Here is a 24502-nt window from a genome sequence, read left to right as displayed (position 1 = left end):
CTCACGCCTCATGAGGGCCACGATCGTAGCCATTTTCCGCATGACCAGAACAACGACCAGAGCAAGGGTCACGCAACGTGAATCCCTTGTGGGACAGCATGGTTGGCCTACTGTCACCCCAACAAGCGCTTCGGGCATATTCCAGCGCGAAGGAGTACCCGTGCGCGATACTGTGCGACGCCCGCGCTGGGGAGTCGAACAGGCGGGAGGCGCAGGGCCCTCCTGGTCACCACCGGCACGCCAGGTGCCCGGAACCACTCGCATCCCACACAAGGTACCGGAGCCGGACTCCGACTCCAGGACGTGACGAGTCACGCCTAGGACACAAGCCGATATCAACGCTCCGTGATAACGGTATGCCACAATCCGCGACATTAAAGGGATGCTTTCCAGGAAACCGCAGACCAACGCCGGTCAATCCACTCCCGTCAGCAGATTCCGGGCGAGCAACTCCATACTCTCGGTCACATCGCCCGTACGGTGCGTTCGCACCCAGGCCCGCTTCAGGTGCAGGTGCACCTCTGCCTCCCAGGTGAACCCCATGCCGCCGTGCACCTGGAGGCAGTCGCGGGCGCCGCGTACCGCCGCCTCGTCGGCGAGCAACCGGGCGGCGGCGATGTCGGCCGGGTCGCCGGTGACGGCGGCGGCGTACACGGCCGCGCGGGCCACCTCCACCCGCACCAGCATTCCCGCGCACAGGTGCTGCACGGCCTGGAAGGCCCCGATCGGCCGCCCGAACTGCTCGCGCGTCCGGGCGTGTTCCGCGGCCAGCTCACAGGTCCGGGCCGCCGAGCCGAGCTGTTCGGCGGCGGTGAGCAGGGACACCTCGTGCGCCACGCCCTCCAGGACCGCCGCCTCAGGCACCTCGTGCAGGGGTGTGAGGGGGTCGACCGACCGCAGCGGCACGGCTCCGGCCGCCTCGCCGTGTACGACGTCGGCCTCGGCCAGCCACTCCACGAGCCGCCCGTCGACGTGCGCCACGACGGCAGACCCGTCGGCCGCGCCGGGCACGGTGGCGGCGGCGAGGTGCGTGGCGATGAGCGGGCCCGGCAGCAGGGCCCGCCCCGCCTCCTCGAACGCCAGCACCGTCTCCGGCAGTCCCAGCCCGGTCCCGCCGCGCTCCTCGGGCAGGCGCAGGGCGAAGAAGCCCGCCGCGCCCAGTTCCCGCCACAGGGTCCGGTCCAGGTGCCCCGGCCGGTCGAGGGCGGCGCGGACGTCGAAGCGGCGGGCCAGCAGCCCTCGTACGCCGTCGCGCAGCGCCCGCTGGTCGTCCGTGAGCCGGAACCGCATGTCATCGTCCCTTCGGCAGGCCCAGGAGGCGTTCGGCCACGAGGGTGCGCTGGATCTGCGAGGTTCCGGCCGCGATGGTGTACGACAGCGACGAGAGGCGGTCCGCCGTCCAGGGCCGGTCGAGGTCCAGCGACAGGGGGCCGAGGACGTCGGCCGCGGCGTCGTAGAGATCCTGACGCGCGTGTGAGTACCTCAGCTTGACAACCGAACCGGCAACGCCGGGCGTGCCCGCGCCCGTTGCCCGTGCCTCGCTCACCTGCCACTGCGTCAGCCGCCACAGCGCCCGGAACTCGGCGTTCAGCCCGCCCAGCCGGTGCCGCAGCGCGGGGTCGTCCCAGCGGCCGTTGCGGTGGGCCTCACGCGCGAGTTCGCCGAGGACGCGGCGGCACGCGACCACCTCGCCCGCGAACGCCGTGCCGCGCTCGAAGGACAGCGTCACCATGGTCACCCGCCAGCCGTCGTGCTCCGCGCCGACCCGGTGGGCGACCGGCACCCGCACCTCGTCGAGGAACACCTGCGCGAACTCCGCCGATCCGGCGAGGGTGCGCAGCGGCCGTACGGTCACGCCGGGTGCGTCCATGCGCATCGCGAGCCAGGTGAGGCCGCGGTGCTTCGGGGCGGCGGGGTCGGTGCGCACCAGGAGTTCGCACCAGTCGGCGACCTCCGCGTGGGAGGTCCAGATCTTGGACCCGCTCACCACGTAGTCGTCGCCGTCCCGCCACGCGCGCGTGCGCAGTGCCGCGAGGTCGCTCCCGGCGTCGGGTTCGCTGAAGCCCTGGCACCAGACCTCCTCCCCGCGCAGGATCGGCGGCAGCCAGCGCGCCCGCTGCGCGGCCGTCCCCTCGGCGGCGATCGTCGGCCCGGCGTGCAGCAGGCCGACGAAGTTGGCCCCCACATAGGGGGCGCCCGCCTTCTCGGTCTCCTCCAGGAAGATCAGCCGCACGGTCGGCGGGGTGTCCCAGTGCACGTCCGCGTACCCGGCGTCGTGCAGCGCGCGCTGCCAGCCGAGGTCGTAGGCGCGCCGCCCCGGCCAGTCGTCCGGGGACGGCTTCGGCGGCAGGGCGGGCAGCGTCCTGGCCAGCCACTCCCGCAGCCGGGCCCGGAACTCGGCCTCCTCGGGGGTGTCCGTCAGGTCCATCAGCGGGCGGGCTCCCGGTCGAGGTCCAGGCCGAGCATGCGGATCGCGTTGCCGCGCATCAGCTTGTACACGGTCTCGTCGTCGAGGCCCTTCACATGGTCGAGGGCGACCTCCTTGGTGTGCGGGAAGGTCGAGTCGACGTGCGGGTAGTCGGTCTCGAAGGTGGCGTTGTCGCGGCCCACCGCGTCGATCGAGGCGACGCCGTGCTTGTCGCGGAAGAAGCAGCAGAAGATCTGCCGGAAGTAGTACGTCGACGGGGGCTCGGGGATCGTGCCGCGCACGCCGCCCCACGCGCGGTGCTCCTCCCAGACGTCGTCGGCGCGTTCCAGGGCGTACGGGATCCAGCCCATCTGGCCCTCGGAGTAGGCGAGTTTCAGGCGCGGGAAGCGCACCAGGACGCCGCTGAAGAGGAAGTCCGTCATGGAGGCCATCGCGTTGTTGAAGGAGAGGGAGGCCTGCACGGCGGGCGGCGCGTCCGGGGAGGCGGCGGGCATCTGGGAGCTGGACCCGATGTGCATGTTGACGACCGTGCCGGTGTCCTCGCAGACCGCGAAGAACGGGTCCCAGTAGCCGGAGTGGATGGACGGCAGCCCGAGGTGGGTGGGGATCTCGGAGAAGGTCACCGCGCGCACGCCGCGGGCCGCGTTGCGCCGGACCTCGGTGACCGCCAGCCGGACGTCCCACAGCGGGATCAGGCACAGCGGGATCAGCCGTCCGCCGCTGTCGCCGCACCACTCCTCCACCATCCAGTCGTTGTAGGCGCGCACACAGGCGAGCGCGACCTCCTTGTCGTGCGCCTCGGCGAAGGTCTGGCCGCAGAAGCGGGGGAAGGAGGGGAAGCACAGGGACGCCTCGACGTGGTTGAGGTCCATGTCGGCGAGGCGCGCCGCGGGGTCCCAGCAGCCGCGGCGCATCTGCTCGCGCGTGATGCCCTCCAGGGTCATCTCGTCGCGGTCGAAGCCGACGGCGGCGATGTTCCGTTTGTACGGGAACATCAGGTCCTCGTAGATCCACCAGTCGGTGGGCGGGCCGTCCGGGTCCATGGTGATGCGGTACTTCCCGGCGACGTAGGCGAGTTCGCCGATCCCGGCGGTGAGCGGCTGGGGGCCGCGGTCGCGGTACTTCGCGGGCAGCCAGGTCTCGAAGAGGTGGGCGGGCTCGATCACATGGTCGTCGACGCTGATGATGCGGGGCAGTTCCGTCATGGTCCCCTCCGCCGGACGGGTACTTACCTGATGGGCCGTCAGCTAGCATGTCACCTGACGGTCCGTCAGCCAAGGCCAGGCAGGGGGCACCCGTGAACGAGACCCCGCACTCCCTGAGCGCGTCGCGCACGCTGTGGGAACTGCTCGACCGCCGCGCCCGCCTCACCCCCGACCGCCCGCTTTTCCACCAGGACGACCGCACGCTCACCTGCGGCGCCCTACGCGCGCGTGCCGAGCGGACGGCGGCGGGGCTGTACGGCATGGGCGTACGCCCCGGCACGGTCGTCGCCTGGCAGTTGCCGACCCGGATCGAGACGGCGGTGCTCTCCTTCGCGCTGGCCCGCCTGGGCGCCGTACAGAGCCCGTTGATCCCCTTCCTGCGGGACCGCGAGGTCGGCTTCGCGCTGCGCGGGTCGGGCGCCGAGTTCTTCGCCGTACCGGGCGCGTGGCGCGGCTACGACCACACGGCGATGGCGCGGCGGCTGGGCGCCAAGGGCGTCTTCGAGGCCTACGACAGCCTCCCGGACGGCGATCCGTCCGTGCTGCCCGCCCCACCCGTCGACGGGACGGGCGTCCGCTGGATCTACTGGACCTCCGGCACCACCGCCGACCCCAAGGGCGTGCTGCACACCGACCGCTCCCTGCTCGCGGGCGGCTCCTGCCTCGCACACGCCCTGCGCCCGACGGACCAGGACGTGGGGTCGATCGCGTTCCCCTACGCGCACATCGGCGGGCCCGACTACACGGTGATGCAACTGCTGTACGGCTTCCCGGCGGTGCTGTTCGAGCAGTTCGCCCTGCCGGAGGCGCTGGCGGCGTACCGTGCGCGCGGGGTGACGATCGCGGGCGGGTCGACGGCCTTCTACACGATGTTCCTCGCCGAGCAGCGCAGGCAGCCCGGCCGGAAGGTCGTCCCCTCGCTGCGGCTGCTCGCCGGGGGCGGGGCGCCGAAGCCGCCCGAGGTGTATCACGCCGTCGTCCGCGAGATGGAGGTGCAGCTCACCCACGGGTACGGCATGACCGAGGTGCCGATGATCACCATGGGGGCGCCGGACGACACCCCCGAGCACCTGGCGACGACGGAGGGGCGCCCCCCGCGCGGGATGGAGATACGGGTCGTCGACGGGGAGCTGCGGCTGCGCGGGGAGGCGGTGTGCCGGGGCTATCTGGATCCGGCGCAGACGGCCGGGGCCTTCGACGAGGAGGGGTTCTTCCGCACCGGTGACCTCGGCCACCTCACCGACAGCGGGCATCTCGTCCTCACCGGGCGGCTGAAGGACGTCATCATCCGCAAGGGGGAGAACATCTCCGCCAAGGAGATCGAGGAACTGCTGCACCGGCACCCCGCGGTCGGTGACGTGGCGGTGATCGGGCTGCCCGACGCCGAGCGCGGGGAGCGGGTGTGCGCGGTGGTCGAACAGCCGCCGGGGGCCGCCGCGCTGACACTGGAGGCGGTGACGTCGCACCTGCGCGCGGAAGGGCTGTCCGTGCACAAGCTGCCGGAGCGGCTGGAAGTGGTGGACGCCCTTCCGCGCAACGAGACGCTGCGGAAGGTGCTCAAGTACAAGCTGCGCGAGCGCTATACGGACGCGGGGGACGGCATGGTCACTCAGGAACCGTGAAATACCGGGCGAAAGCGGGCACGATCTCCGCCTCGCCCACCTTGCCGTCACCGTTGGCGTCGAGGGCCGCCGCGACGGACCGCGCGAGGTCCTCGCCGACCCCGAGCGCGGTCAGCACGCGCGCGACGTCCGCCACGGTCGCCGCGCCGTCGCCGTCCGCGTCGGCGACGTCGATGGCGGCGTGCAGGAAGGGACGGGCGATCTCGGCGAACCGGTCCGGGTTGTCCCGCAGCCGCTTGACGGCCCCGTTGACGAACTCGTCGCGGGTGATGCGCTGGTCGCCGTCCCGGTCCGCTATCCCGGCCATGCCCTGCCAGAACGCCTCGGCACCGACGTACAGCGCCTGCCCCTTGTCGGAGCGGGCCGCCGTGCCGAACTCCGCGAGCAGCACCTTGGCCGCGCCGCTGAAGTCCTCCCGGTCGATGTAGCCGTTGCCGTTCTGGTCGAAGGTCGCGAAACGGGCCGCGATCCTGCGCTCGTACTCGCTGCTGGCCATGTCTCCTCGAGCCGCCTTACGTCGTCGCATGTCAGATGGGGTGCGTCTGGCAGGGAGCGTACGACGACGGGACCGGTCCCGGCGCGCGAAAACCACGCTTGTGCCAAGACTGGGGGAACTTTGGAACAACGGTGTGGCAGAGCGGGCGCGCTCAGGCCGACAGCGGGCGGGACTCCTCGGTGACGGCGGAGGCCAGGTCGGGATGCACATCGAACAGCCGACGGACGCCCAGCGCGCCCAGCACCCGGTTGACGTGCGAACCGTCGACCGCGCCCGCGGCCGGAAGTATCAGGCGCAGCCGCCCCTGACAGGACCGCAGCAGTCGGCGGGCCGCTATGAGCACCCCGACGCCGCTGGAGTCACAGAAGAACACCTCGGAGAGGTCCAGGACGAGGCTGTGGCGGCCCTCGGCCACCGCGTCGTGCACCCGCTGCCGCAGCATCGGCGACGTCACCAGGTCCAACTCACCCGACACATGCAGCACGGCCCACGGGCCCTGTTCGCCGCCGGTCACATTGAACGCCACCACCACGCCTTTCACTCGTCGGACCGCCATGGAAAACGGAAGCAGCTCCTACGCTTCCTGCCTGCGCGGCTGCCCAGCGGCCGTTCCCTGAAACTCCGCGGGAGAAACGGATACCGATCGGTAAAGGCTTGTTTCAGTCGGCTTCGATCCTGTTCGATCGAAGTCCGCCCCCGCTCTGGTCATGTCTGATCAGACGACGGGCGGGTAGGCACGACAGAAGCCAAAAGGTGGAGCAAAGGTCCACTATCACCACCGGCTCGTCCGAGGGCGCACCTTGCCATAAAGGGGCGTGCGTTGTCAGACGTGCCGACTACATTCGAGAGGACACCGGCCACAGGCTGGAACAGGACGGACGGGACCGGCACGCAACCGGGCACAGGGACGGAGCAGGGGGAGGGGGCCGCATGGCGCACAAGGACGCACCGCCCCGCTGGGACCGCAAGATGCAGCAGCGGCTCGCCCGCGGTGAGGCCGCCGCCCTCGGCGAGCTGTACGACCGCTTCGCCTCCCTGGTGCACGGCCTCGCCCACCGCGTCCTCGGTGACGAGCGCGCCGCCGACGGCGTCACGCGCGAGGTCTTCGCCCACGTCTGGGAACACCCCGACGCCTACGACCCCAAGCAGGGCCCCCTGCGCTCCTGGGTCGCCACCCTGACCCACCGGCTCGCCGTGCAGCGGCTGCGCGCCACCGAGACCGCCGCGCTGGCCGAGGGCGACGGCCCCGCCACCACCGAGGAACTGGAGCACAAGGTCCGCCACGCCTCCGTCGCCGCCCGCGCCGACTACATCGTCCAGTCCATGCCCACCCCCCTGCGCGCCGCCCTGGACCTCGCCTACTTCCAGCGCCGGGACTACCGCCAGACCGCCGTCGACCTCGGCGTCACCGAGGACGAGGCCCGCCGCCGCCTCCGCCTCGGCCTGCAACTGCTCTCCACCGCCCACGACGTCGGAACCCCCGGCGCGCCGCCGGGGTCGCCCGGGTACGGGGGTGCGGTGTGAGCGAGGCGAGGCGGTACCGGGCGCACGACGGGCACGAGGAGTTCGACGAGGAGTTCGACGAGGGGTTCGACGACGCATACGGAGACGAGTTCGGCGACGAGTTTGGTCACAAGTCCGGTCACGAGTCCGGTCACGAGTCCGGTCACGGCAAGGAACGGGACGAGGGGCGTGCGGGGTCCGCACAGGAACCGGGCGGCCCCGGCGCCCCGGGCGACGGCGGCACCGGTGACGGCGACGGCGCGGACCACCACCCCGACGACGACCGGCCGCCGCCCCGCATACCCCTCCCCCGCGCCTCCGTCGAGGACACCGGACGGCCACTGCCCGCCCTCGCCGACCTGCCCGCCGAGGCGGTGACCCCCGCCCCGCTCCTGCTGCCGCACCCCGTGCTGAAGTCCCTGCTGGGCGCCTGGGCCCTGGCCGCCTGCTCGGCGCAGGAGACCGCCGCCGTCGAGGAACACCTCGGCGACTGCGGAAGCTGCGCCGAGGAGGCGCTACGACTGCGGGAGGCCGTCGGCCTGCTGCACCCTCCGGAGAGCCTCGACCTCGACCCGGCCCTGCGCACCCGCGTCCTCCAGTCCTGCCTGGGCCGGCGGCCCCCGCGCATCCCGGTGCCGGGCTGGGCCATGCCGTACGACGCCGAGACCGCGCGTCTGGACGCCCTGCTCCAGGACTTCGGCGACTCCGAGTGGCACGCGCCCGTGCGGCTGCGCTGGTTCACCGGCGAACAGGGCACCAGTCGCCGTACGACCGTCGCCGGGGTCATCGCGCACCTCCTGGCCGTCGACGGGCTGGTCGCGATCGCCCTCGGGCTGCAGGACCCGCTCGGCGACATCACCGCCGACCCGCCCACGCCCGCCGGGCGCACCGACGCCTACTGGCGCGGCTCGTACTTCCCGCCGACCCGTTCGGTGCGGGGTCCCTGGCGGGAGCAGAGCCACGACATCGTGCGGACGGTCGCGTTCACCGGCGGGAGCGCATCGGGCGGGCTCGAGGTGCCGTACGGCGACTACGGGCTGCCGCTGCGGGACGCCATGATCGACCGGGCGTTCGAGTGCTGGGTGCACGCGGAGGACATCGCCGAGGCGGTGGACTATCCGTACACCCCGCCGTCCCCGCGCCATCTGCACCAGATGATCGACCTCGCGGCCCGCACCCTGCCGGAGGCGCTGGCCGCGCGGCGCCGGGCGGGCCTGGCCGCTCCCGGGGCCGCCCCGCACCTGGTCGCCGCGGGTACGCCGGGACGCAGCCTGCGGCTGGAGATCGAGGGGTCCGGCGGGGGCGAGTGGCTGATCCCGCTCGACTCCCCGGCCGCGGTGGGCTCCGCCGACCACGAGGTCGCCCATGTCGCCCTCGACGGCGTGGAGTTCTGCCGCCTGGCCGCGGGCCACGTCCCTGCGGAGGAGGCGGCGGCAGGTCAACTCGGGGACCGGGCGGCGATCAGGGAGGTGCTGTTGGCTGCGGCGTCACTGAGCCGGATGTAGGGGCCGGGGGTGGGTCTCCGCCCGCCCGCGTCAGCGGGGCACCGCTGCGCCAGCCACGGCGACTAGGCGAACACCACCGTCCGCCGCCCGTTCAGCAGAATCCGCCGCTCCGCATGCCACTTCACGGCCCGCGCCAACGCCTGGCACTCCACATCGCGCCCGATGCCGACCAGTTGCTCGGGCGTGACGTCGTGCCCGACCCGCTCGACCTCCTGCTCGATGATCGGCCCCTCGTCGAGATCCGCGGTGACGTAGTGCGCGGTCGCGCCGATCAGCTTCACACCCCGCGCATGCGCCTGGTGATACGGCTTCGCGCCCTTGAAGCTCGGCAGGAAGGAGTGGTGGATATTGATGATCCGCCCGCTGAGCTGCTTGCACAGGTCGTCGGACAGCACCTGCATGTAGCGCGCGAGCACGACCAGTTCGACGTCGGCCTCGCGCACGATCTCCAGCAGCCGCCCCTCCGCCTCCGCCTTGGTGTCCTTGGTCACCGGAATGTGGTGGAACGGAATGTTGTACGAACCCACCAGCTCGGCAAAGTCGGTGTGATTGGACACCACCGCCGCGATCTCCACCGGCAGCGCACCGATCCGCGCCCGGAACAGCAGGTCGTTCAGACAGTGCCCGAACTTGCTGACCATCAGCAGGACCCGCATCTTCTCCTCGGCCAGGTGGATCTGCCAGTCCATCTGGAAGGAGTCACCGATCGCCGCGAAGCTGGCCCGCAGCTTCTCCACCGTCACCGGCGGCTCCGCCGAGAAGTGCACCCGCATGAAGAACAGCCCCGTGTCATGGTCACCGAACTGCTGGCTGTCCTCGATGTTGCAGCCGGTCATGAACAGGTAGCTGGACACGGCGTGCACGATGCCCTGCTTGTCGGGGCAGGACAGGATGAGGACGTACTGGTCGGCCGGGGCCTCGGCGCGGGCGGACTGCTCGTTCATGCAGGACAGGGTCCCATACCCGGCCCGGCGCCGGGCAGCCGTCCGCTACGCGGACCGGGTCAGGATGCGCAGCACCTCGAGGGTGCGCGGCGGCGTGTCGGGGTCCTCCCCGTCACTCACCGCCATCCGCACATGCGCGTCCCGCGCGGCCCGTACGGCGTCCGGCCACCCCTGGTGCTCGACGTAGGAGGTGACGGGTGCGTCGGGGCCGACCGCGTGCATGATCCGCAGCACCCGCAGCACGGCGGTGTCGACGAGGGCGGCCTCCTGCGAGTCACGGAAGATCGTGCCGACGTACTTCTCGGCGGACCAGTGGTCCAGCCAGGTGTCCTCGACCAGCCGGTACACGGCGTCGGTCACGTCTCCGTAGCCGTCCACGCCGGCCAGCCAGACGTCCCGCTGGAACACCGGATCGGAGAGCATGTGCAGCGCGGAGCGCACATTGCTGCGCCAGCGCCACCACGGCATGTCGTTGAGTGGCATGCCGCCCATGGTGGAGGAGCGGCGGCCACGACGGGAAGAGTTCTCCGAACCTTGCACGGTCATCGATCGTACGTTCTCCGTCCCATCCGTCCCACCGGCCCCCGTAATTCACCTCGACGTCACCATGCGTTGACCGAGGGTCACGCCAAGGTTAGTCGTGTGGCGGAATCGTGCGGAGACATGACCGGCAGGCCACGCATCCGCAGCACATTCCGCCTCAACTCCCCCAAGCCCGTCAGAACGGCAGCCCGCGGCGCGGGAGCCCTGGTGGCGTGCGCGTCGCTCGCCGTCGGCTGCGGGGTCGTCCCCGGTGTCACGGGGGGCTCCGGGGACGACTCGATCACCGTCATGACCTGGGCCCCGACGGAGACGAGCGCGACCAACAAACCCGGCATGCCCGCCCTCGCGCAAGCCTATGCGCGCTGGGTCAACAGCAACGGCGGCATCAACGGCCGCAAGCTCAGGGTCCTGCTCTGCAACGACCACAACGAGAGCCTGGCCGCCGCCAAGTGCGCCCGCCGCGCCGTCAACGAGAACGCCGTCGCCGTCCTCGGCTCCTACAGCCAGCACGCCGACTCCTTCTTCCCCGTCCTGGAGGGCGCCGGAATCCCGTACATAGGCGGCTACGGCATCACGAACGCCGAGTTCACCAGCCCCCTCTCCTACCCCGTCAACGGCGGCCAGCCGGTGCTGCTCGCCGGTCTCGGTGAGGCCCTGGCCGCGAACTGCGGGCCGGTCGCACTCGTCCGCCCCGACACCATCGCGGGCGACGAACTGCCCGCGATGCTCAACTCCGGCCTGGAGGCGGGCGGCCACGAGCCCGTCAAGGACGTACGGGCGGCGGAGGACGCCACCGAGTACTCCGCGCAGTCGCAGCAGGCGCTCCAGCAGGCCACGGCGGACACCGGCGACACCACCACCGACGACACCACCACCGGCGAGACCGGCGACGACGACAAGGGCTGTGTGGTGCCCGCCCTCGGCGACCGCACCAGCACCTTCATGGACTCCTTCCGGCGCGCCCGCGCCGACTTCCCCGAGGTGCGCACCGGCACCGTCCTCGGCAGCGCGGACCAGACGATCGTCGACGCCTCCGGCGGCGGGTCGGGGCCGTACGAGGGGGCGTACGTCACCGGCTGGTACCCGGTGGCGAGCGACGACCGGTGGGGCGCCATGAAGAAGGTGATCAGCGAGCAGGCCTTCTCCGACAACCGCATCGACGCCGCGGACGCCGGAGCGCAGACCACCTGGATCGCGTACACCGTCTTCAGGACCGTCGTGGAGAGCCTCGGCGACGGGGAGGTGTCCGCCGACACGGTACGGCGGAAGCTGGACAGCGGGTTCAAGATCAGCACGGGCGGGCTGACGCCGACCCTGCGCTGGCAGTTCCAGGACCGGCTGGCCTCCGTGGGCTTCCCCCGGCTCGTCAACGCCGACGTGACCCTCCAGGTCGTACGGGACGGACGGCTGGTGGCGGCCCGCAAGGGCTTCACCGATGTGACCGAGACCCTCCAGGGCGCCGAGGTCCACTGAACCGGCGGCGCCCGCCCGCCTCACAGCTGGGTGGGCTGCCGCTCGGTCAGGCCGTACGTCTTCGCGATCGAGTTCCACAGCCCGGCCGCCTTGGTCTTCTGCGCGCTGGCGACGCCGCTCTGGCGGTTGCCCGCCGCGGTCTGACCGGTGCTGCTCGCCTGGCCCTTGCGGCACAGCTTCTTGTTGCCCGCGACCTGGTCGGCCCAGGCCGCGTAGTGGGTGTCGGCGGACGCGGACGCCTTCCACGCCTCGGTGAGGGCGGCGGTGAGCTGGCCGTGGTTGGGCAGCTTGTCGACCGACAGCGCGGACAGGCTGGTGACCAGGCCGTTGCGCTGCGCCGCCGCGTCCCTGAGGTCCTTGGCCGCCTGGCCGAGGTTGGTGCAGGCCTTCACATCGCCGACCGCCTTGATCACCGCGGCCCGGCTGTCACCGCTGTCCGCCAGCAGCTTGTCCAGATCCTCGGCCTGCTGCCGGGCCGGATCGACGGTCGGGGACGGCGAGGCGGAGGACTCCTCGGTCGCGGGCGCCGTCGCCGACACGGGTTTGGAGCCGTCGGTCTCCTCGCCCCCGCCGCCGCCGAGCATCGCGCCCGCGCCGACGCCGACGACCGCGATGGCGATGCCCACGGCGGCGAACAACGGCACCCGCGAGCCGGTACGGCCGCCCCGCCCGCCGCCGTCGTGGCCGACCCGCGCGGCACGCCGCCCCTGCCCGCCGCCCGGCGGGTCGTACGCGGGCTGCGCGGAGTAGCGGGCGGGCGGCTCCTCGAAGCGGGGCAGTTGCTGGGTGGCCCCGGCGGGTCCGCCACCGCCCGGATCGCTGCGGAAGAGGCCCGCGAACTCGGCGGGCGGCTGCCGGTCCTCCGGGGCCTGGTGGCCGTACGGGGTCCCGGCCGCCACCGGGGGTATGTACTGCGTGGCCTCGGCGTCGGGGCCACCGGCGGACGGCATGGGGCCGGGGCCGGGATGGTGAGCCGACCCGGGCTGCTGGGGCGAACCCTGCTGGTGCGTCGCCGATCCCGGCTGCTGGACGCGCCCGAGGTACTGCGTCGTCTCCGCGGGCGGCGCGGCGGCGGGCATCTCGGGCGGCAGCGCGCCCGGGCCCACCGGCGGCAGGTACTGGGTCGCCCCCTCGTCGATGCCCTGCGGCACGCCGTGCGCGGGGGCGGAGGTGATCGGCGGGATGTACTGGGTGGCCCCGTCGTCGACGGGCGCCCCGTGACCGCCGGGCGCGACCGGCGGCAGGTACTGGGTGGCCTGGTCGATCTGGCCGTACCCCGGCGCGGGCGCCCCCTCCGGGGGGAGCGCGCCCGGCGCCTGCGCGCCCCACTGGTCGGCGGGCGGCCCGCCCCAGCCCTCCCCCTGGGCGGGCGCGGCGCCCCAGCCCTCGTTCGGCGGCGCGGACGAGGGCTGCCCGGGCCCCCACGGCTGGCCCCAGGACTGCCCTCCGGGCGGGGCGGCGTGCTGCGGACCGCCGGGCCCCGCCGTCGTACCCGGCAGCAGCGGTTCGCCACCGTCGGAGGGCAGCACGATGCCTTCGTGCGCGTGCCGCGCCGAGGGCTCCTCGCCCTGTCCACTCTGCGTCACCGGGACTCCTACGAATGGGGGACCTTCGGAATCGTCGGCTCACGCTACCGGGTCCGCCAAGTCCGGTGCCACGCAGGACAGAACCGGCCCTCCTTCCCTGTGACCGGCGCAACAAACACCGGCCGTCGCCCGTTCCCCACGCTGCCCGTGCGCCCACTTGCCCGTCAGGTGTCCATCAGGCAGCCGCCTGCAACTCCAGCCGCGCCCCGAACTCCCTCACCACCGGCTCCTCCCGGTAGGGCTCCAGCCGCTGCTGGAGGTCCTCCAGATACTCGGCGCCCCGGTTCGAGCGCAGGGTCTCCAGGAGTTCCACGGCCTTCAGCCCCGTGGTGCAGGCCTGCTCGACCTCGCGCTGCTGCACCTGCGCGGTGGCCAGCAGGACGTAACCGATGGCCCGTCGACGGGCGCGGCCCTCGGGGTGCCCGGAGAGGGACTCCTGCGCGTACCGCGCCGCGGACGCGGCATGTCCGAGGTCGCGGTGGCAGTGCGCCAGCTCGTCCGCCAGGTACGCCTCGTCGAAGTGCGCGATCCACGCGGGATCGTCCCCGGAGGCGTCGTCGGCCTGCTCCATCGCGCTCATCGCCCGCCCGGTCGACGCCTGAGCGGACCGTACGTCGCCCAGCAGCGCGTGTCCGCGGGCCTCGGCGGCGTGGAACATCGCCTCCGCGCGGGGGGTCACCCGCCCGCGTGCCCCTTCCTGCGCGGCCCGCGCGAGCTGTGCGATCTCGCGCGGGTTGCCCAGCTGGGCGGCGAGGTGGCTCATCGACGCGGCCAGCACATAGCCGCCGTACCCGCGGTCCCCGGCCGCCTGGGCCAGCCGCAGCGCCTGGATGTAGTAGCGCTGGGCCAGCCCCGGCTGACCGGTGTCGACGGCCATGTACCCGGCCAGCTCGGTCAGCCGGGCGACCGCGGCGAACAGGTCGCGCCCGACGGACTCCCGGTAGGAGCCCGCGAGCAGCCCCGAGACGACGCTGTTGAGGTAGTGCACGACGACGGGACGCACGTGCCCGCTGCCGTACTGGTGGTCGAGGTCGACCAGCGCCTGCGTCATCGCGCGGACGGCGGCCACGTCGGACGGCCCCACGCGCGGGCCCGCCGAGCGGGCCACCTGGGAGTCGGGCGCGGAGATCAGCCAGTCCCGGCTGGGCTCGACCAGCGCGGACGCGGCGACGGAGGAGCCGGACAGGAAGTCCCGGCGCCCCACGTCACTGCGCCACAGCTCGCAGACCTGCTCGATGGCGCCCAGTACCGTCGGCGAGAACTGGAGGCCGACGCCGGACGCGAGGTTCTTGCCGTTGGCCATGCCGATCTCGTCGATCGTGACCGTACGGCCGAGTTTGCGCCCGAGCGCCTCTGCGATGATCGCCGGGGCCCGGCCGCGCGGCTGCTGCCCGCGCAGCCAACGGGCCACGGACGTCTTGTCGTAGCGCAGGTCGAGTCCGTGCTCGGCGCCGCACATGTTGACCCTGCGGGCCAGTCCGGCGTTGGAGCAACCCGCTTCCTGGATGAGCGCCTGCAGCCGTTCGTTCGGCTGCCGAGCGACGAGAGGCCTTGCGGCCATGGCGTAACCCCCTGTGGCTGCGGTGCCTGCCCGCGCACCGAGTTGACGTGTCTTCCAGGCCCGAACCCGTCGGTCACCGGCCCGTGCCGGGCACCGAAGAGTTCCGGCCGTGAAGATCAATGCCCAGCGGACATACCGAAAATGCGAGGCTTGCGAGGATTGCCGGGAAGCGGTTCGAGTCGCCCCCTCACCCAACGACCCGCGTCGTCCCCCCACACCTGGCTACCCAGCTCCTGCCGTGGATCCTCCTGCGCGCCCCCGCACATGCACCCGTGCGCCCCGGACGCGGGATCGGTGCTCCTCCCCCGCGCGCGGTCCGGCCGTAACCCGAGGTGGGCGCGGGAGTTGTGTTCAGCGTGGAAGAGACGATCCCGGCCACCGAAGCCGTCCAGATTCCGAAGCAGCGCGGGGAATCGCTGCTGGAGACCGCCGTTCGCTACGCCGAGGACCGCCACTGGGACGTGTTCCCCGGCACCTGGCTGGAAGCCGTCGACGGCGTGCAGCTCTGCTCCTGTGGCAACGCCGTCTGCGATGCGCCGGGGGCGCACCCCGCACGCGCGGACTGGGCGACGCAGGCGACGGGCAGTGCGACCGTCGCGCGGCGCATGTGGCAGAAGCAGCCCAACGCCTCGATCCTGCTGCCGACGGGACGTACCTTCGACGCGATCTCCGTGCCGGAGACGGCCGGGTTCCTGGCACTGGCCCGGATGGAGCGGATGGGGGTGACGCTGGGGCCGGTGACGCTCACGCCGGACCGGCGGACGCAGTTCTTCGTGCTGCCGGGGGCGGCGGTGAAGCTGCCGGACCTGGTGCGCAAGCTGGGGTGGTCGCCGGCGTCGCTGGATCTGGTGGCGTTCGGTGAGGGGGCGTATGTGGCCGCGCCGCCTACGCGGTTCGGGTCGCGGGGGGCGGTGCAGTGGGCCTGTCGGCCGACGGCTGCGAATCGGTGGTTGCCGGACGCGGAGGAGTTGATCTCGCCGCTCGCCTATGCGTGTGGGCGGGATCGGTAGCGCCTCTCCGTCTGCCGGGTTGATCTCTTGGTGGCGGGTGCGGGTGGTGTGTGGTGGAGCCCGCCCGCGCGGCGGAGCCGCATACCGGCACAGCCCCGCGCCCCTTCGGGGCGTGGTCCCCGCCGTAGGGTTTGGGCATGGCCGAATCAGGTGTGGTGGGGACAGTCGCCGTTCATGTCCGGGGGCTCTGGAAGCGGTTCGGGGAGCAGGTCGCCGTCGGGGGCATCGATCTGGAGTTGCCCGCCGGGCGGTTCATCGGGCTGGTCGGGCCGAACGGGGCGGGGAAGACCACCACGCTGTCGATGGTGACGGGGCTGCTGCGGCCCGATCAGGGGACCGTCGAGGTGGTCGGGCACGACGTGTGGCGGGACCCGGTCGAGGTCAAGGCGCGGATCGGGGTGCTGCCGGAGGGGCTGCGGCTGTTCGAGCGGCTGTCGGGGCGCGAACTGCTGGCGTACACCGGCCGGTTGCGGGGGCTTCCCGGCGCCGAGGTCGACAAGCGGACCACCCAGCTCCTCGACGTGCTCGACCTGGCCGGGGCGCAGCACAAGCTCGTCGTCGACTACTCGACCGGCATGCGCAAGAAGATCGGGCTCGCGGCGGCCCTGCTGCACAACCCCGAAGTGCTGTTCCTGGACGAGCCGTTCGAGGGCGTCGACCCCGTGTCCGCGCAGACCATCCGGGGCGTCCTTGAGCGGTACACCGCCTCCGGCGCCACCGTCGTCTTCTCCTCCCACGTGATGGAGCTGGTGGAGTCGCTGTGCGACTGGGTGGCCGTGATGGCCGCCGGACGCATCCGCGCGACCGGGACGCTCGCCGAGGTGCGCGGCGACGCCGCCACCCTCCAGCAGGCGTTCCTCGAACTGGTGGGCGCGAACGGCCGGGACGCCTCCGCCCACCTCGACTGGCTGGGCGGCGGGGCCCGATGACGAGCGCCACCGCCATCCTCGTACGGCTGAAGCTGTCCCTGCTGCGCAACGGGCTGCGGCAGTCCGCCGGGCGGCGGGCCGCGTACATCGCGTCCGGGGTGCTCACGCTGCTGTTCGCCGCCGGTCAGCTGCTCGGTCTGGTGCTGCTGCGCGGCCACGCGCACGCGGACTCCGTCGTCGTGCTGCTCGTCGCGCTGCTGGCGCTCGGCTGGGCGGTGATGCCGCTGTTCTTCCCCAGCGGCGACGAGACCCTCGACCCCACCCGGCTCGTGATGCTGCCGCTGCGGACCCGGCCGCTGGTGCGGGCGCTGCTCGCGGCCTCGCTGGTGGGCATCGGGCCGCTGTTCACGCTGTGCATGATCGTCGGTTCGGTGATCGCGGTGGCGCACGGCGGTGCCGCGTACGTCACCGCCGTCGTCGCCGTGCCGCTGGCGCTGCTGGTGTGCGTGGCGCTCGCGCGGGCCGTCGCCGCCGCCAACGTACGGCTGCTGACCAGCCGCAAGGGGCGCGATCTGGCGGTGCTGAGCGGGCTGGTGATCGCGGTGGGGGCGCAGCTCGTCAACTACGGCGCTCAGCGGCTGGGCAGGGCCGGGCTCGGGCAGCTCGACCCGGCCGCGGACGTGCTGCGCTGGGTGCCGCCCGCGTCCGCGATCGACGCCGTGGACTCGGTGGGCGAGGGGGCGTACGGGACCGGGGTGCTGCAACTGGCGCTGAGCGGAGCCGCGCTGGTGGTGCTGGTCGCCGTCTGGGCGGGGTACCTGGAGCGGCTGATGACCTCGCCGGACGGCTCCACCCTCCAGGCCTCGGGCGGCGGCGCGGCGCGGGAGCGGGCCGGGGAGAGCGGGCTCGCGCGGCTGCTGCCCGCCGGGCGGACCGGGACCGTGATGGAGCGCGGTCTGCGCTATGTGTGGCGCGACCCGAAGACCAAGGCCGCGTGGGTGACCTCGCTGGCCATCGGGCTGATCGTGCCGGTGTTCAACGCCCTGCAGGGCACCGGGTCGGTCTACCTCGCCTGCTTCGCCGCCGGGATGCTGGGCATCCTCATGTACAACCAGTTCGGGCAGGACACCTCCGCCTTCTGGATGGTCGCGATGACCATCTCGTCGCCGCGTGACGCCTACGTCGAACTACGCGCGCGTGCCCTCGCCCTGCTGGTGATCACACTGCCGTACGCCACCCTCGTCACCGTCCTGACCACGGCCATGCTCGGCGACTGGGCGCGCCTGCCGGAGGTGCTGGGGTTGTCGTTCGCGCTGCTCGGCGCGATGCTGGCGACCGGGGCGTGGGCGTCGGCGCGGTTCCCGTACTCCATCCCGCAGGAGGGCTACAAGAACGTCGCTCCCGGGCAGGCGGGGCTCGCCTGGATCTCCATCTTCGGCGGCATGGTCGCGGCGGCCCTGCTGTGCGCGCCGGTCATCGCCGCGGCGATCTGGCTGCACACCAGCGCGGGCGGCGACGACTGGACGTGGCTGCTGCTGCCCGGCGGCGCGGTGTACGGGGCGGCGATCACCCTGGCGGGGCTGCGGCTCGCCGCGCCACGGACGGCCGCGCGGCTGCCGGAGATCCTGACGGCGGTGAGCAAGGGCTGACGTAAGCGATTAACTCGCCCAGTACCGGGTCGACTTGGGGCCCGCGGCCGTACCATCGACGTCCACCGACGCGTAGGGGGCGGGTGTGGCCAGATGGTTCGGCAAGTCCGGGAAGTCCGGTGACTCCGATGCGTCCGGTCCGGCCGGACGGGCGGGGGCGGCCGGGCAGGCGGAAGACGATCCGCTGAACACCGCCGACGCGCTGCGGCTGGCCTACGGCCGCACCGGCGACCAGGGGCTGCTGCGCAGGGCCGTACTGGCGGCCGAGACGGCCCGCGGCCAGTACCCCGCCGACGATCCGCACCACGCCTCCGCGCTGTCCGCGCTGTGCATGCTGTACCGGCTGCGCTGGGAACGCGAACGCGACCCCGCGCTGCTGGAGCGGTCCCTGACCTACGGCAGACAGGCCGTCGACGCCTCACCGCCCGGCGACCCCGAACTGGGCCGCCACATGTCCTCGCTGGCCACCTCCCTGCAGGAGGCCTTCGACCGCGGCGGACGGCGGCAGGACATCGACGAGGCCATCGCCCTGTACCGCTCCTGCCTCGACATCCTCCCGGCCGGCCACCCCGAGCACGCCGGTCAGGAGTCCAACCTCGCCAACTCGCTGCTGCGCCGCGCCCAGAAGTTCCCCGACGCCGCCACCCTGGACGAGGCCCTCACGCACGCGCGTGCGGCACTGGACGACACCCCGCAGAAGGACCCGATGTACCCGGTCCGCGCGGTCAACCTCGGCGGCGTGCTGCTGGCGCTGGTGCAGACCGGGCAACTGCGGCACGCCGCCGAGGCGCAGCGGATGTACGAGGAGGCGCTGCGGAGGTTCCCGCGCTCGCATCCCGCGCGCGGTCAGGTCCAGGGGGCGGTGGAGCGGATCCGCTACCTGCGGCGGACCCTGGGGATCTGAGCCGTGCGGGAACTCGTCCTCGCCGTCCGGGACTTCACCGGGCTCGACCGGTGGCGCTGGGAGCTGACCGGGCCGGACGGACGGGTCCTCGCCGGTCACGACGTACGGCTCGACCGCGACAGCCCGCAGTACGAGGCCTTCCTCGACCTCCCCGGGCACGTACGCCGCCATGCGCCACCCGACCAGCGGGTGGCACGGGAGCGGGAGATCGTACGGGAGCTGGGCGCGTGGATCGGCGCGCGGGTCCTGGGGCCGGTGGCGGGGGCGCTGCTCGCGGCGGCTCCGGCGGTGGTGCGGGTGGTGGCGCCGGACGAGGCGCGCGCCCTGCTGTCCGTGCCGCTGGAGTTGGCCCACGCGGGTGGCGGGCCGCTGGCCGGGCGGGGGGTGACGCTCGTGATGCGGGTGGGTGGCGGTGCCGTGCCTCCCGCGCGGGAGGCCGGGCGGCCCGTGCGGGTGCTGGCGCTGTTCAGCCTGCCGGAGGGCAGCCGGGTGCTGAACCTGCGGCGCGAACGGGTCGCTCTGACCCGGCTGTTCGGCGGGTGCGGGCGCGCGGTGGAGGTGCGGACCCTCCAGTACGGCGTCACGCGTGAGCGGCTCCGTACGGTGCTGGAGCGCCCGCGGGGCTGGGACGTGCTGCACATCTCGGCGCACGGGACGCCGGGTGAGCTGCTCCTGGAGGACGACGCCGGGCGGCCGGACCGGGTGGGGGCGCGGGAGCTGGCGGAGCTGCTGGGGGCGGCTCGCGGGGTGTCGCTGGTGACGTTGTCGGCCTGCTGGTCGGGGGCGGTGGTGGTGCGGGAGCGGTGGCGGGAGCTGGGGGTGCCGGGCGGGCCGGAGGAGGAGGCCCGCGCGGACGGTGCTCCCGAGGTGGTCGGGGCGCTCGCGGGGGAGCTGGCCGGGCGGCTGGGGTGCGCGGTGCTGGCGATGCGGTTTCCGGTGGCGGACGACTTCGCGATCGGGCTGGCCGAGCGGCTGTACCGGGCGCTGATCGTGGAGGGGCGGCCACTGCCGAGCGCCCTCGCGGGGGCGCTGGGTGACTCGGCGGGCGGCTCGGCGCTGGAGGTGGTGACTCCGGCGCTGTTCGGGGAGCGGGCGGTGGGGCTGCGGCTGGGGGCGCCGCCCGGGGAGGTGGAGGCGGGGGCGGGGGGCGCCGGGCTGCCGGGGCTGCCGGAGCGTTTCGTCGGCCGGGTCGGGCCGCTCGCGCGGGCCAGTGCCGCGCTCGCGCCGCGCAGTGGGCTGTGCGGGGTGGCACTGGTGGGGATGCCCGGCGTCGGGAAGACCGCGTGCGCGCGCGAGTTGGTCGCCACGCACGAGCACGCCTTCGAGGCTGTCGTGTGGTGTGCGGTGCCCAAGCGGCGGGAGACGGACGCGCGGGGCGTGCTCGTGGAGTTCGCGGTGGCGCTGGAGCGGGCGGTGCCTGGGGTCGGGTGGGTGGGGCTGCTCGGCGGGGACGAGGGCGGGGACAAGGGCGGGGAGGGGGGCGGGGACAAGGGCGGGGACGGGGGTGGCGGGGGGTTCGAGGGGTTCGTGGCGGCCGTCGTCGGGTGTCTGGAGCGGCGGCGGCTGCTGGTCGTCGTGGACGACGTGGACGCGCTGCTCACCGCCGAGGGTGACTGGCGGGACGGGCGGTGGGGGCCGCTGCTGGCCGCGCTGTCGGCGCACGGCGGGCCCGGGCGGCTGGTGCTGACCGGGCGGGCGCGGCCCCCGGGGCCGGGCGCGGGCGTGCCCACGGTGCCGGTGGACCTGCTGACGGCGGACGAGGCGGTACTGCTCGTGCGGGAGCTGCCGCATCTCGCGCGGCTCGCCAAAGGGCGGTTGCCGGGCGCGGCACCGGCCGCCGCGCGGCGTTACGTCACCGGCGTACTGGACGTCACCCAGGGCCATCCCGGGCTGCTGGAGCTGGCCGACGCGCAGGCGGCCGACCCGGCGCGGCTGGCGGGGCTGCTGGGGTCCACGGGGTGGGCCTGGCCGACGGGCGGGGATCTGCCCGAGGGGTTCTTCCGCACCGGCCGGGACGGCGCGGGCGACGACGACCAGCTGCGGATCCTGGGCGCGTGGACCGACGCGATCGCCGACGGCCTGCCGCCCGCCCACCGCGACCTGTTCCGGTTCCTGTGCTGCCTGGAGGAGGCCGATCGCACCCGCCCCGCCATTGACCACAACTGGCCCGACCTGCGGGCCCGCCTCGGCCACCCCGCCGACTCCCCCGACGCCGGGCTGGACGCCGGACTGGACGCGCTGGTCGCCTGCGGCCTGGTGACGCGGTGGGCCGGACCGGCGGGCGGGCAGCCCTCGTACGCCGTCCAGTCCGCCGTCGCCGCACAGGGGCGGGCCCGCGCCGGGCGGACGTTCCGGGAACTGGTGGACACCCGGATGTCCGGCTACTGGGTCCGCGTCTTCGAGCTGGCGTGGCAGCGCGAGGGCACCGGCGCCGAGGGGGCTCCGCTGGCCGGTCCGCTGCTCGCGCGGGCGGGGCTGTCGGCGGCGCCGTATCTGATCCGGACGCGGCTGTGGGAGGGCGCCGAGGCGCTGCTGCAGGCGGTACTGCGGCGGGACGACAGCAAGCCCACGCGGGCCCGCGTCCTGCCCGTGCTGCGGCAGCTCGCCGCGCTGGCCGCCACGGGGCAGGGCGCGCCACCGCCGACCGGCGCGCTCCGTGAGGTGCTGTGGGCGACCGACCCGACGGCGGCGGAACGGCAGTACCGCGCGGGCCTGGCCGCCGCCGTGGCGCGCGGGGACCACGCGGCGGCGGCGGAGGCGGCGGGCGCGCTGGCCGGGCTGTGTCTGCGCACCGGACGGCTCGACGAGGCGCTCGCCCTGGCGGACGCCGAGATCGAGCACGCGCGCGTGGCCGGTCTCTGCGCCTGGACCCGGCTGCTCGGCGAGGTGCACCGGCTGCATGTACTGGTGGAGCGGGCGGAGAGCGGCCGGGTACTGGACGAGGCGGCCGTCCTGCTGCGCCGCATGCGGGCCACACCACGGGAGTTCGTGCCCGGGGAGGGGGTGGCGTGGTGGGAGGTGTGGGAGGAGCTGTGCGACACCGCCCAACGGGCCGCGATCGACGCGGAGGCGTGGCCGCGGGCGGTCGAGTACAACGCGGAGCTGTGCGCGGTCAAGGCGGGGCGCGGGGCGGCGGCCACGGATCTCGCGCAGGCCCGCTTCCCCGCGTACATGCCGCTGCTGCGGCTCGGCCGTACGGCGGAGGCGCTGGCGGTGCTGGAGCAGTGCCGGGAGGTCTTCGAGGCCGCTGGGGACGATCTGCACCTGGGGGAGGTGTTCGGGGCGTTCGCCACCGTGGAGGACGCGCGCGGGCGCGGGGCGGCGGCTCTCGCGCGGGGCCGGGACTGTCTGCGCTACGCCTACCGCGCGGGCGTCCCGGCGACGATCGCCGTCTCCCACGCCAACTTCGGCACGTATCTGCACTCCCACGCGCGTGACGGCGCCGGTGCCGTCGCCCACCATCTGGCGGGGGCGCTGCTCGGGGTCCTCACCGGTGGGCGGACCGTGGCCGCGCTGGAGTCGGTGGTGGGCGACCTGCGGGAGTTCGGGCCGTCGGCGGAGCCGCCCGACGGCCCGCGCGAGTTGTGCGCGCGGGTGGCCGAGGTGCCCGGCGTGGCCCTGGACGGGCTGCTGGAGCGGCTGGCGCCCGAAGCGGGCCGGGTGCGGGAGCTGTTGGCGGGGTTGACCGGCAGGGCGCGGGACGAGGCGGTCACCGCGGCCCCCGGTGCGGCCGTCGCGGCGGCGGCGTGGGGCATCGTGTGGGAGCCCGCGCTCGCGGCGCTGGTGTCCGCCGCGGGCGGCAACACGGCGGCGAAGGTGAAGCTGCGTCAGCACCTGGACCGCTACGAGGCGATGGCGCCGGTGTTCGCGCCGCTGGCCGGGGTGGTGCGGCGACTGCTGGACGGTGAGCGGCACGCGCGCGTGGCCGACGCTCTGGGGCCACTGGACGCGCCCGTCGCGGCCCGCGCGCTGGCCGCGCTGCGCGGCGAGGCGGAGGTGCCGGTCGCCCTGTGGCCCGCGCTGCACATGAGCCTGGCGCTCGGCAACCTCGTCGGCGCGGCGGCGGGCGACCCCGGCACCGCCGACGCCACCCGCGAGAACCTCACGTCCATGCGGTCCGACCCCGTGTTCGCCCCGCTGGCGCCCGTCCTCGCCGACATCCTCGACGGCAGCCGGGACCCCGGGCTCGTGGACCGGCTGCGGGAGCCGGTGCAGCGGGCGGTGGTGACGGCGGTGCTGCACTACCTCACCGGGATCGGGGGAAAGGTGGGCTGAGATAGTGGCGGCACGGACTGAGGGGGTCGTATGGAGGAGGAGCCGCAGGTCAACGCCGTTCGGCACGGGCCGGACGGGAGCCTGGAGTTCTACGACGGGGCAGAGTGGGTGCCGTATCCGGACGTGCCCGAGGAGGTGTGGCAGCCGGGTGCCGTGAGCCGGACCGGCCAGGTCAGCCGGGGGGACGGCGATACGGCGTGACCTCCCCGCCGCCCGAACAACCGGCCGCCGCTGGTGTTGCGGGCACCCCGACCGGCTTCACGGGCACCCCGACCGGCTTCACGGGCACCCCGACCGGTTTCCCGGGCACCCCGTTCGACGCGCTGCCGTCGCCGCTGGACGCCGTGCCCGAGCTGCGGGCGGCGGCGCGCTGGATGATCGGCGCGTTCGGCGCGGTCGGTGCCGCGCTGATCGGCGGGGGCCCGCTGGTCGCCGTCGGCAAGGTGCACGGGCTCGGTGAGGCGGCCGTCGCCGGTGCCGCGCTGCTGCTCGCGCTGGCCGGGGTGTGCCTGGCTGTCTGGCAGGTCAGCCGGGTGCTGGTGCCGCCGGTGACGACGACCGCCACGCTCGCCGACCCGGCGCTGCGCGGGCTGCGGGAGCTGATCGACTCCGCCCCCGCCGACTTCTTCGGCACCGCCGCCACCGGCGTCGACGACCTGCTGCGGCACCGCGTCATCGCCGCGAACATCCAGCGCGCGCTGGCCGCCGAGACCGACCCGCGGCTGCGCGAACTGCTCCGCCACCATCTGGGGCGCGCCCGCACCAACGTGGCGCGCACCGATCCGTATGTGCGCTGGCTGCTCGCCATGGCGCACGTCTGGCAGATCCGCGCCGCCCTGCACCTCGCGCGCCGCTGGTGCCTGCTCGCGGTGCTGCTGGTGGCGGTGGGGGCGGTGGGGTTCCTGACGGTCACCGGGAACTGACAGAGT

The 24502-nt window shown here is 73.7% G+C and carries 20 protein-coding genes; 11 read left to right on the top strand and 9 right to left on the bottom strand.

What is annotated here, in order from left to right:
- Window positions 1-414: 414 nt before the first annotated feature.
- The 3 genes from ACFVQG_RS25320 to ACFVQG_RS25310 are packed head-to-tail and all read right to left on the bottom strand — an operon-like array spanning window position 415 to window position 3633.
- Window positions 415-1290: an acyl-CoA dehydrogenase family protein gene (locus ACFVQG_RS25320; RefSeq protein WP_383387606.1), complete on the bottom strand. Its 876-nt coding sequence runs from the start codon at window positions 1288-1290 to the stop codon at window positions 415-417.
- A gap of 1 nt (window position 1291) precedes the next feature.
- Window positions 1292-2428: an acyl-CoA dehydrogenase family protein gene (locus ACFVQG_RS25315; RefSeq protein WP_383387604.1), complete on the bottom strand. Its 1137-nt coding sequence runs from the start codon at window positions 2426-2428 to the stop codon at window positions 1292-1294.
- Window positions 2428-3633: an amidohydrolase family protein gene (locus ACFVQG_RS25310; protein ID WP_383387602.1), complete on the bottom strand. Its 1206-nt coding sequence runs from the start codon at window positions 3631-3633 to the stop codon at window positions 2428-2430. The genes ACFVQG_RS25315 and ACFVQG_RS25310 overlap by 1 nt, the downstream gene beginning before the upstream one ends.
- A gap of 92 nt (window positions 3634-3725) precedes the next feature.
- Here ACFVQG_RS25310 and ACFVQG_RS25305 point away from each other — a divergent pair, with 92 nt between their 5' ends.
- Window positions 3726-5255: a class I adenylate-forming enzyme family protein gene (locus ACFVQG_RS25305; protein WP_383387600.1), complete on the top strand. Its 1530-nt coding sequence runs from the start codon at window positions 3726-3728 to the stop codon at window positions 5253-5255.
- Here ACFVQG_RS25305 and ACFVQG_RS25300 read toward each other — a convergent pair.
- Window positions 5239-5751, bottom strand: a complete 513-nt coding sequence (locus tag ACFVQG_RS25300) for an EF-hand domain-containing protein (protein ID WP_383387599.1) — start codon at window positions 5749-5751, stop codon at window positions 5239-5241. The two genes, ACFVQG_RS25305 and ACFVQG_RS25300, sit on opposite strands and share 17 nt — an antisense overlap.
- A gap of 151 nt (window positions 5752-5902) precedes the next feature.
- The gene (locus ACFVQG_RS25295) at window positions 5903-6283 is read right to left on the bottom strand and encodes an STAS domain-containing protein (RefSeq protein ID WP_383388090.1); all 381 of its coding nucleotides are present in this window, start codon (window positions 6281-6283) and stop codon (window positions 5903-5905) included.
- 398 nt (window positions 6284-6681) lie between these two features.
- Between ACFVQG_RS25295 and ACFVQG_RS25290 the strand changes: the two genes are divergently transcribed.
- Window positions 6682-7275, top strand: coding sequence for a sigma-70 family RNA polymerase sigma factor (locus ACFVQG_RS25290; protein WP_383387597.1), 594 nt, complete (start codon window positions 6682-6684; stop codon window positions 7273-7275).
- A complete protein-coding gene (locus ACFVQG_RS25285) occupies window positions 7272-8759 on the top strand; it encodes an MDMPI N domain containing protein (RefSeq protein ID WP_383387595.1) in 1488 nt (495 codons plus the stop codon). The genes ACFVQG_RS25290 and ACFVQG_RS25285 overlap by 4 nt, the downstream gene beginning before the upstream one ends.
- Window positions 8760-8821: 62 nt before the next feature.
- Here ACFVQG_RS25285 and purU read toward each other — a convergent pair whose 3' ends face one another.
- Together purU and ACFVQG_RS25275 are read right to left on the bottom strand one after the other, a co-directional pair.
- On the bottom strand, window positions 8822-9703 hold the full coding sequence (gene purU, locus ACFVQG_RS25280) for a formyltetrahydrofolate deformylase (RefSeq protein WP_383387591.1): 882 nt from the start codon (window positions 9701-9703) through the stop codon (window positions 8822-8824).
- 45 nt (window positions 9704-9748) lie between these two features.
- Window positions 9749-10249: a hypothetical protein gene (locus ACFVQG_RS25275; protein WP_383387587.1), complete on the bottom strand. Its 501-nt coding sequence runs from the start codon at window positions 10247-10249 to the stop codon at window positions 9749-9751.
- A gap of 117 nt (window positions 10250-10366) precedes the next feature.
- Between ACFVQG_RS25275 and ACFVQG_RS25270 the strand changes: the two genes are divergently transcribed.
- Window positions 10367-11719 (top strand): ABC transporter substrate-binding protein, encoded by a 1353-nt coding sequence (locus ACFVQG_RS25270; RefSeq protein ID WP_383387585.1) that lies wholly within the window; start codon window positions 10367-10369, stop codon window positions 11717-11719.
- 20 nt (window positions 11720-11739) lie between these two features.
- On the opposite strand, the gene ACFVQG_RS25265 is transcribed toward ACFVQG_RS25270, so the two are convergent.
- Both ACFVQG_RS25265 and ACFVQG_RS25260 read right to left on the bottom strand, forming a co-directional pair.
- Entirely contained in the window at window positions 11740-13305 is a 1566-nt protein-coding gene (locus ACFVQG_RS25265) for a hypothetical protein (RefSeq protein ID WP_383387583.1), read from the bottom strand.
- Between the two features lie 175 nt (window positions 13306-13480).
- A complete protein-coding gene (locus tag ACFVQG_RS25260; protein ID WP_383387581.1) occupies window positions 13481-14866 on the bottom strand; it encodes a transcriptional regulator in 1386 nt (461 codons plus the stop codon).
- A gap of 347 nt (window positions 14867-15213) precedes the next feature.
- On the opposite strand from ACFVQG_RS25260, the gene ACFVQG_RS25255 reads away from it, so the two are divergent.
- From ACFVQG_RS25255 to ACFVQG_RS25225, 7 genes are all read left to right on the top strand, one after another.
- Window positions 15214-15876 (top strand): bifunctional DNA primase/polymerase, encoded by a 663-nt coding sequence (locus ACFVQG_RS25255; RefSeq protein WP_383387579.1) that lies wholly within the window; start codon window positions 15214-15216, stop codon window positions 15874-15876.
- 137 nt (window positions 15877-16013) lie between these two features.
- Window positions 16014-16805: an ABC transporter ATP-binding protein gene (locus ACFVQG_RS25250; RefSeq protein WP_383387577.1), complete on the top strand. Its 792-nt coding sequence runs from the start codon at window positions 16014-16016 to the stop codon at window positions 16803-16805.
- Window positions 16802-18394, top strand: a complete 1593-nt coding sequence (locus ACFVQG_RS25245; RefSeq protein ID WP_383387575.1) for a transporter — start codon at window positions 16802-16804, stop codon at window positions 18392-18394. The genes ACFVQG_RS25250 and ACFVQG_RS25245 overlap by 4 nt, the downstream gene beginning before the upstream one ends.
- 85 nt (window positions 18395-18479) lie before the next feature.
- Window positions 18480-19298, top strand: coding sequence for a hypothetical protein (locus ACFVQG_RS25240; protein WP_383387573.1), 819 nt, complete (start codon window positions 18480-18482; stop codon window positions 19296-19298).
- 3 nt (window positions 19299-19301) lie between these two features.
- Window positions 19302-23573 (top strand): CHAT domain-containing protein, encoded by a 4272-nt coding sequence (locus ACFVQG_RS25235; RefSeq protein ID WP_383387571.1) that lies wholly within the window; start codon window positions 19302-19304, stop codon window positions 23571-23573.
- 30 nt (window positions 23574-23603) lie between these two features.
- A complete protein-coding gene (locus ACFVQG_RS25230) occupies window positions 23604-23774 on the top strand; it encodes a hypothetical protein (protein ID WP_383387569.1) in 171 nt (56 codons plus the stop codon).
- Window positions 23771-24496 carry a hypothetical protein gene (locus ACFVQG_RS25225; protein ID WP_383387567.1) on the top strand — a complete coding sequence of 242 codons (726 nt, stop codon included), beginning with the start codon at window positions 23771-23773 and terminating at the stop codon, window positions 24494-24496. The genes ACFVQG_RS25230 and ACFVQG_RS25225 overlap by 4 nt, the downstream gene beginning before the upstream one ends.
- Window positions 24497-24502 lie beyond the last annotated feature (6 nt).

The organism is Streptomyces sp. NPDC057877, from assembly GCF_042796855.1.
In the GTDB taxonomy this organism is placed as follows: domain Bacteria; phylum Actinomycetota; class Actinomycetes; order Streptomycetales; family Streptomycetaceae; genus Streptomyces.
This window is presented reverse-complemented; position numbering and strand designations above follow the sequence as displayed.

Coding starts and splice junctions, on each gene's coding strand:
- ACFVQG_RS25320 (WP_383387606.1), bottom strand. CDS start 1,290: ATGCGGTTCCGGCTCACGGACGACCAGCGGGCGCTGCGCGACGGCGTA.
- ACFVQG_RS25315 (WP_383387604.1), bottom strand. CDS start 2,428: ATGGACCTGACGGACACCCCCGAGGAGGCCGAGTTCCGGGCCCGGCTG.
- ACFVQG_RS25310 (WP_383387602.1), bottom strand. CDS start 3,633: ATGACGGAACTGCCCCGCATCATCAGCGTCGACGACCATGTGATCGAG.
- ACFVQG_RS25300 (WP_383387599.1), bottom strand. CDS start 5,751: ATGGCCAGCAGCGAGTACGAGCGCAGGATCGCGGCCCGTTTCGCGACC.
- ACFVQG_RS25290 (WP_383387597.1), top strand. CDS start 6,682: ATGGCGCACAAGGACGCACCGCCCCGCTGGGACCGCAAGATGCAGCAG.
- purU (WP_383387591.1), bottom strand. CDS start 9,703: ATGAACGAGCAGTCCGCCCGCGCCGAGGCCCCGGCCGACCAGTACGTC.
- ACFVQG_RS25275 (WP_383387587.1), bottom strand. CDS start 10,249: ATGACCGTGCAAGGTTCGGAGAACTCTTCCCGTCGTGGCCGCCGCTCC.
- ACFVQG_RS25270 (WP_383387585.1), top strand. CDS start 10,367: ATGACCGGCAGGCCACGCATCCGCAGCACATTCCGCCTCAACTCCCCC.
- ACFVQG_RS25260 (WP_383387581.1), bottom strand. CDS start 14,866: ATGGCCGCAAGGCCTCTCGTCGCTCGGCAGCCGAACGAACGGCTGCAG.
- ACFVQG_RS25250 (WP_383387577.1), top strand. CDS start 16,014: ATGGCCGAATCAGGTGTGGTGGGGACAGTCGCCGTTCATGTCCGGGGG.
- ACFVQG_RS25245 (WP_383387575.1), top strand. CDS start 16,802: ATGACGAGCGCCACCGCCATCCTCGTACGGCTGAAGCTGTCCCTGCTG.
- ACFVQG_RS25230 (WP_383387569.1), top strand. CDS start 23,604: ATGGAGGAGGAGCCGCAGGTCAACGCCGTTCGGCACGGGCCGGACGGG.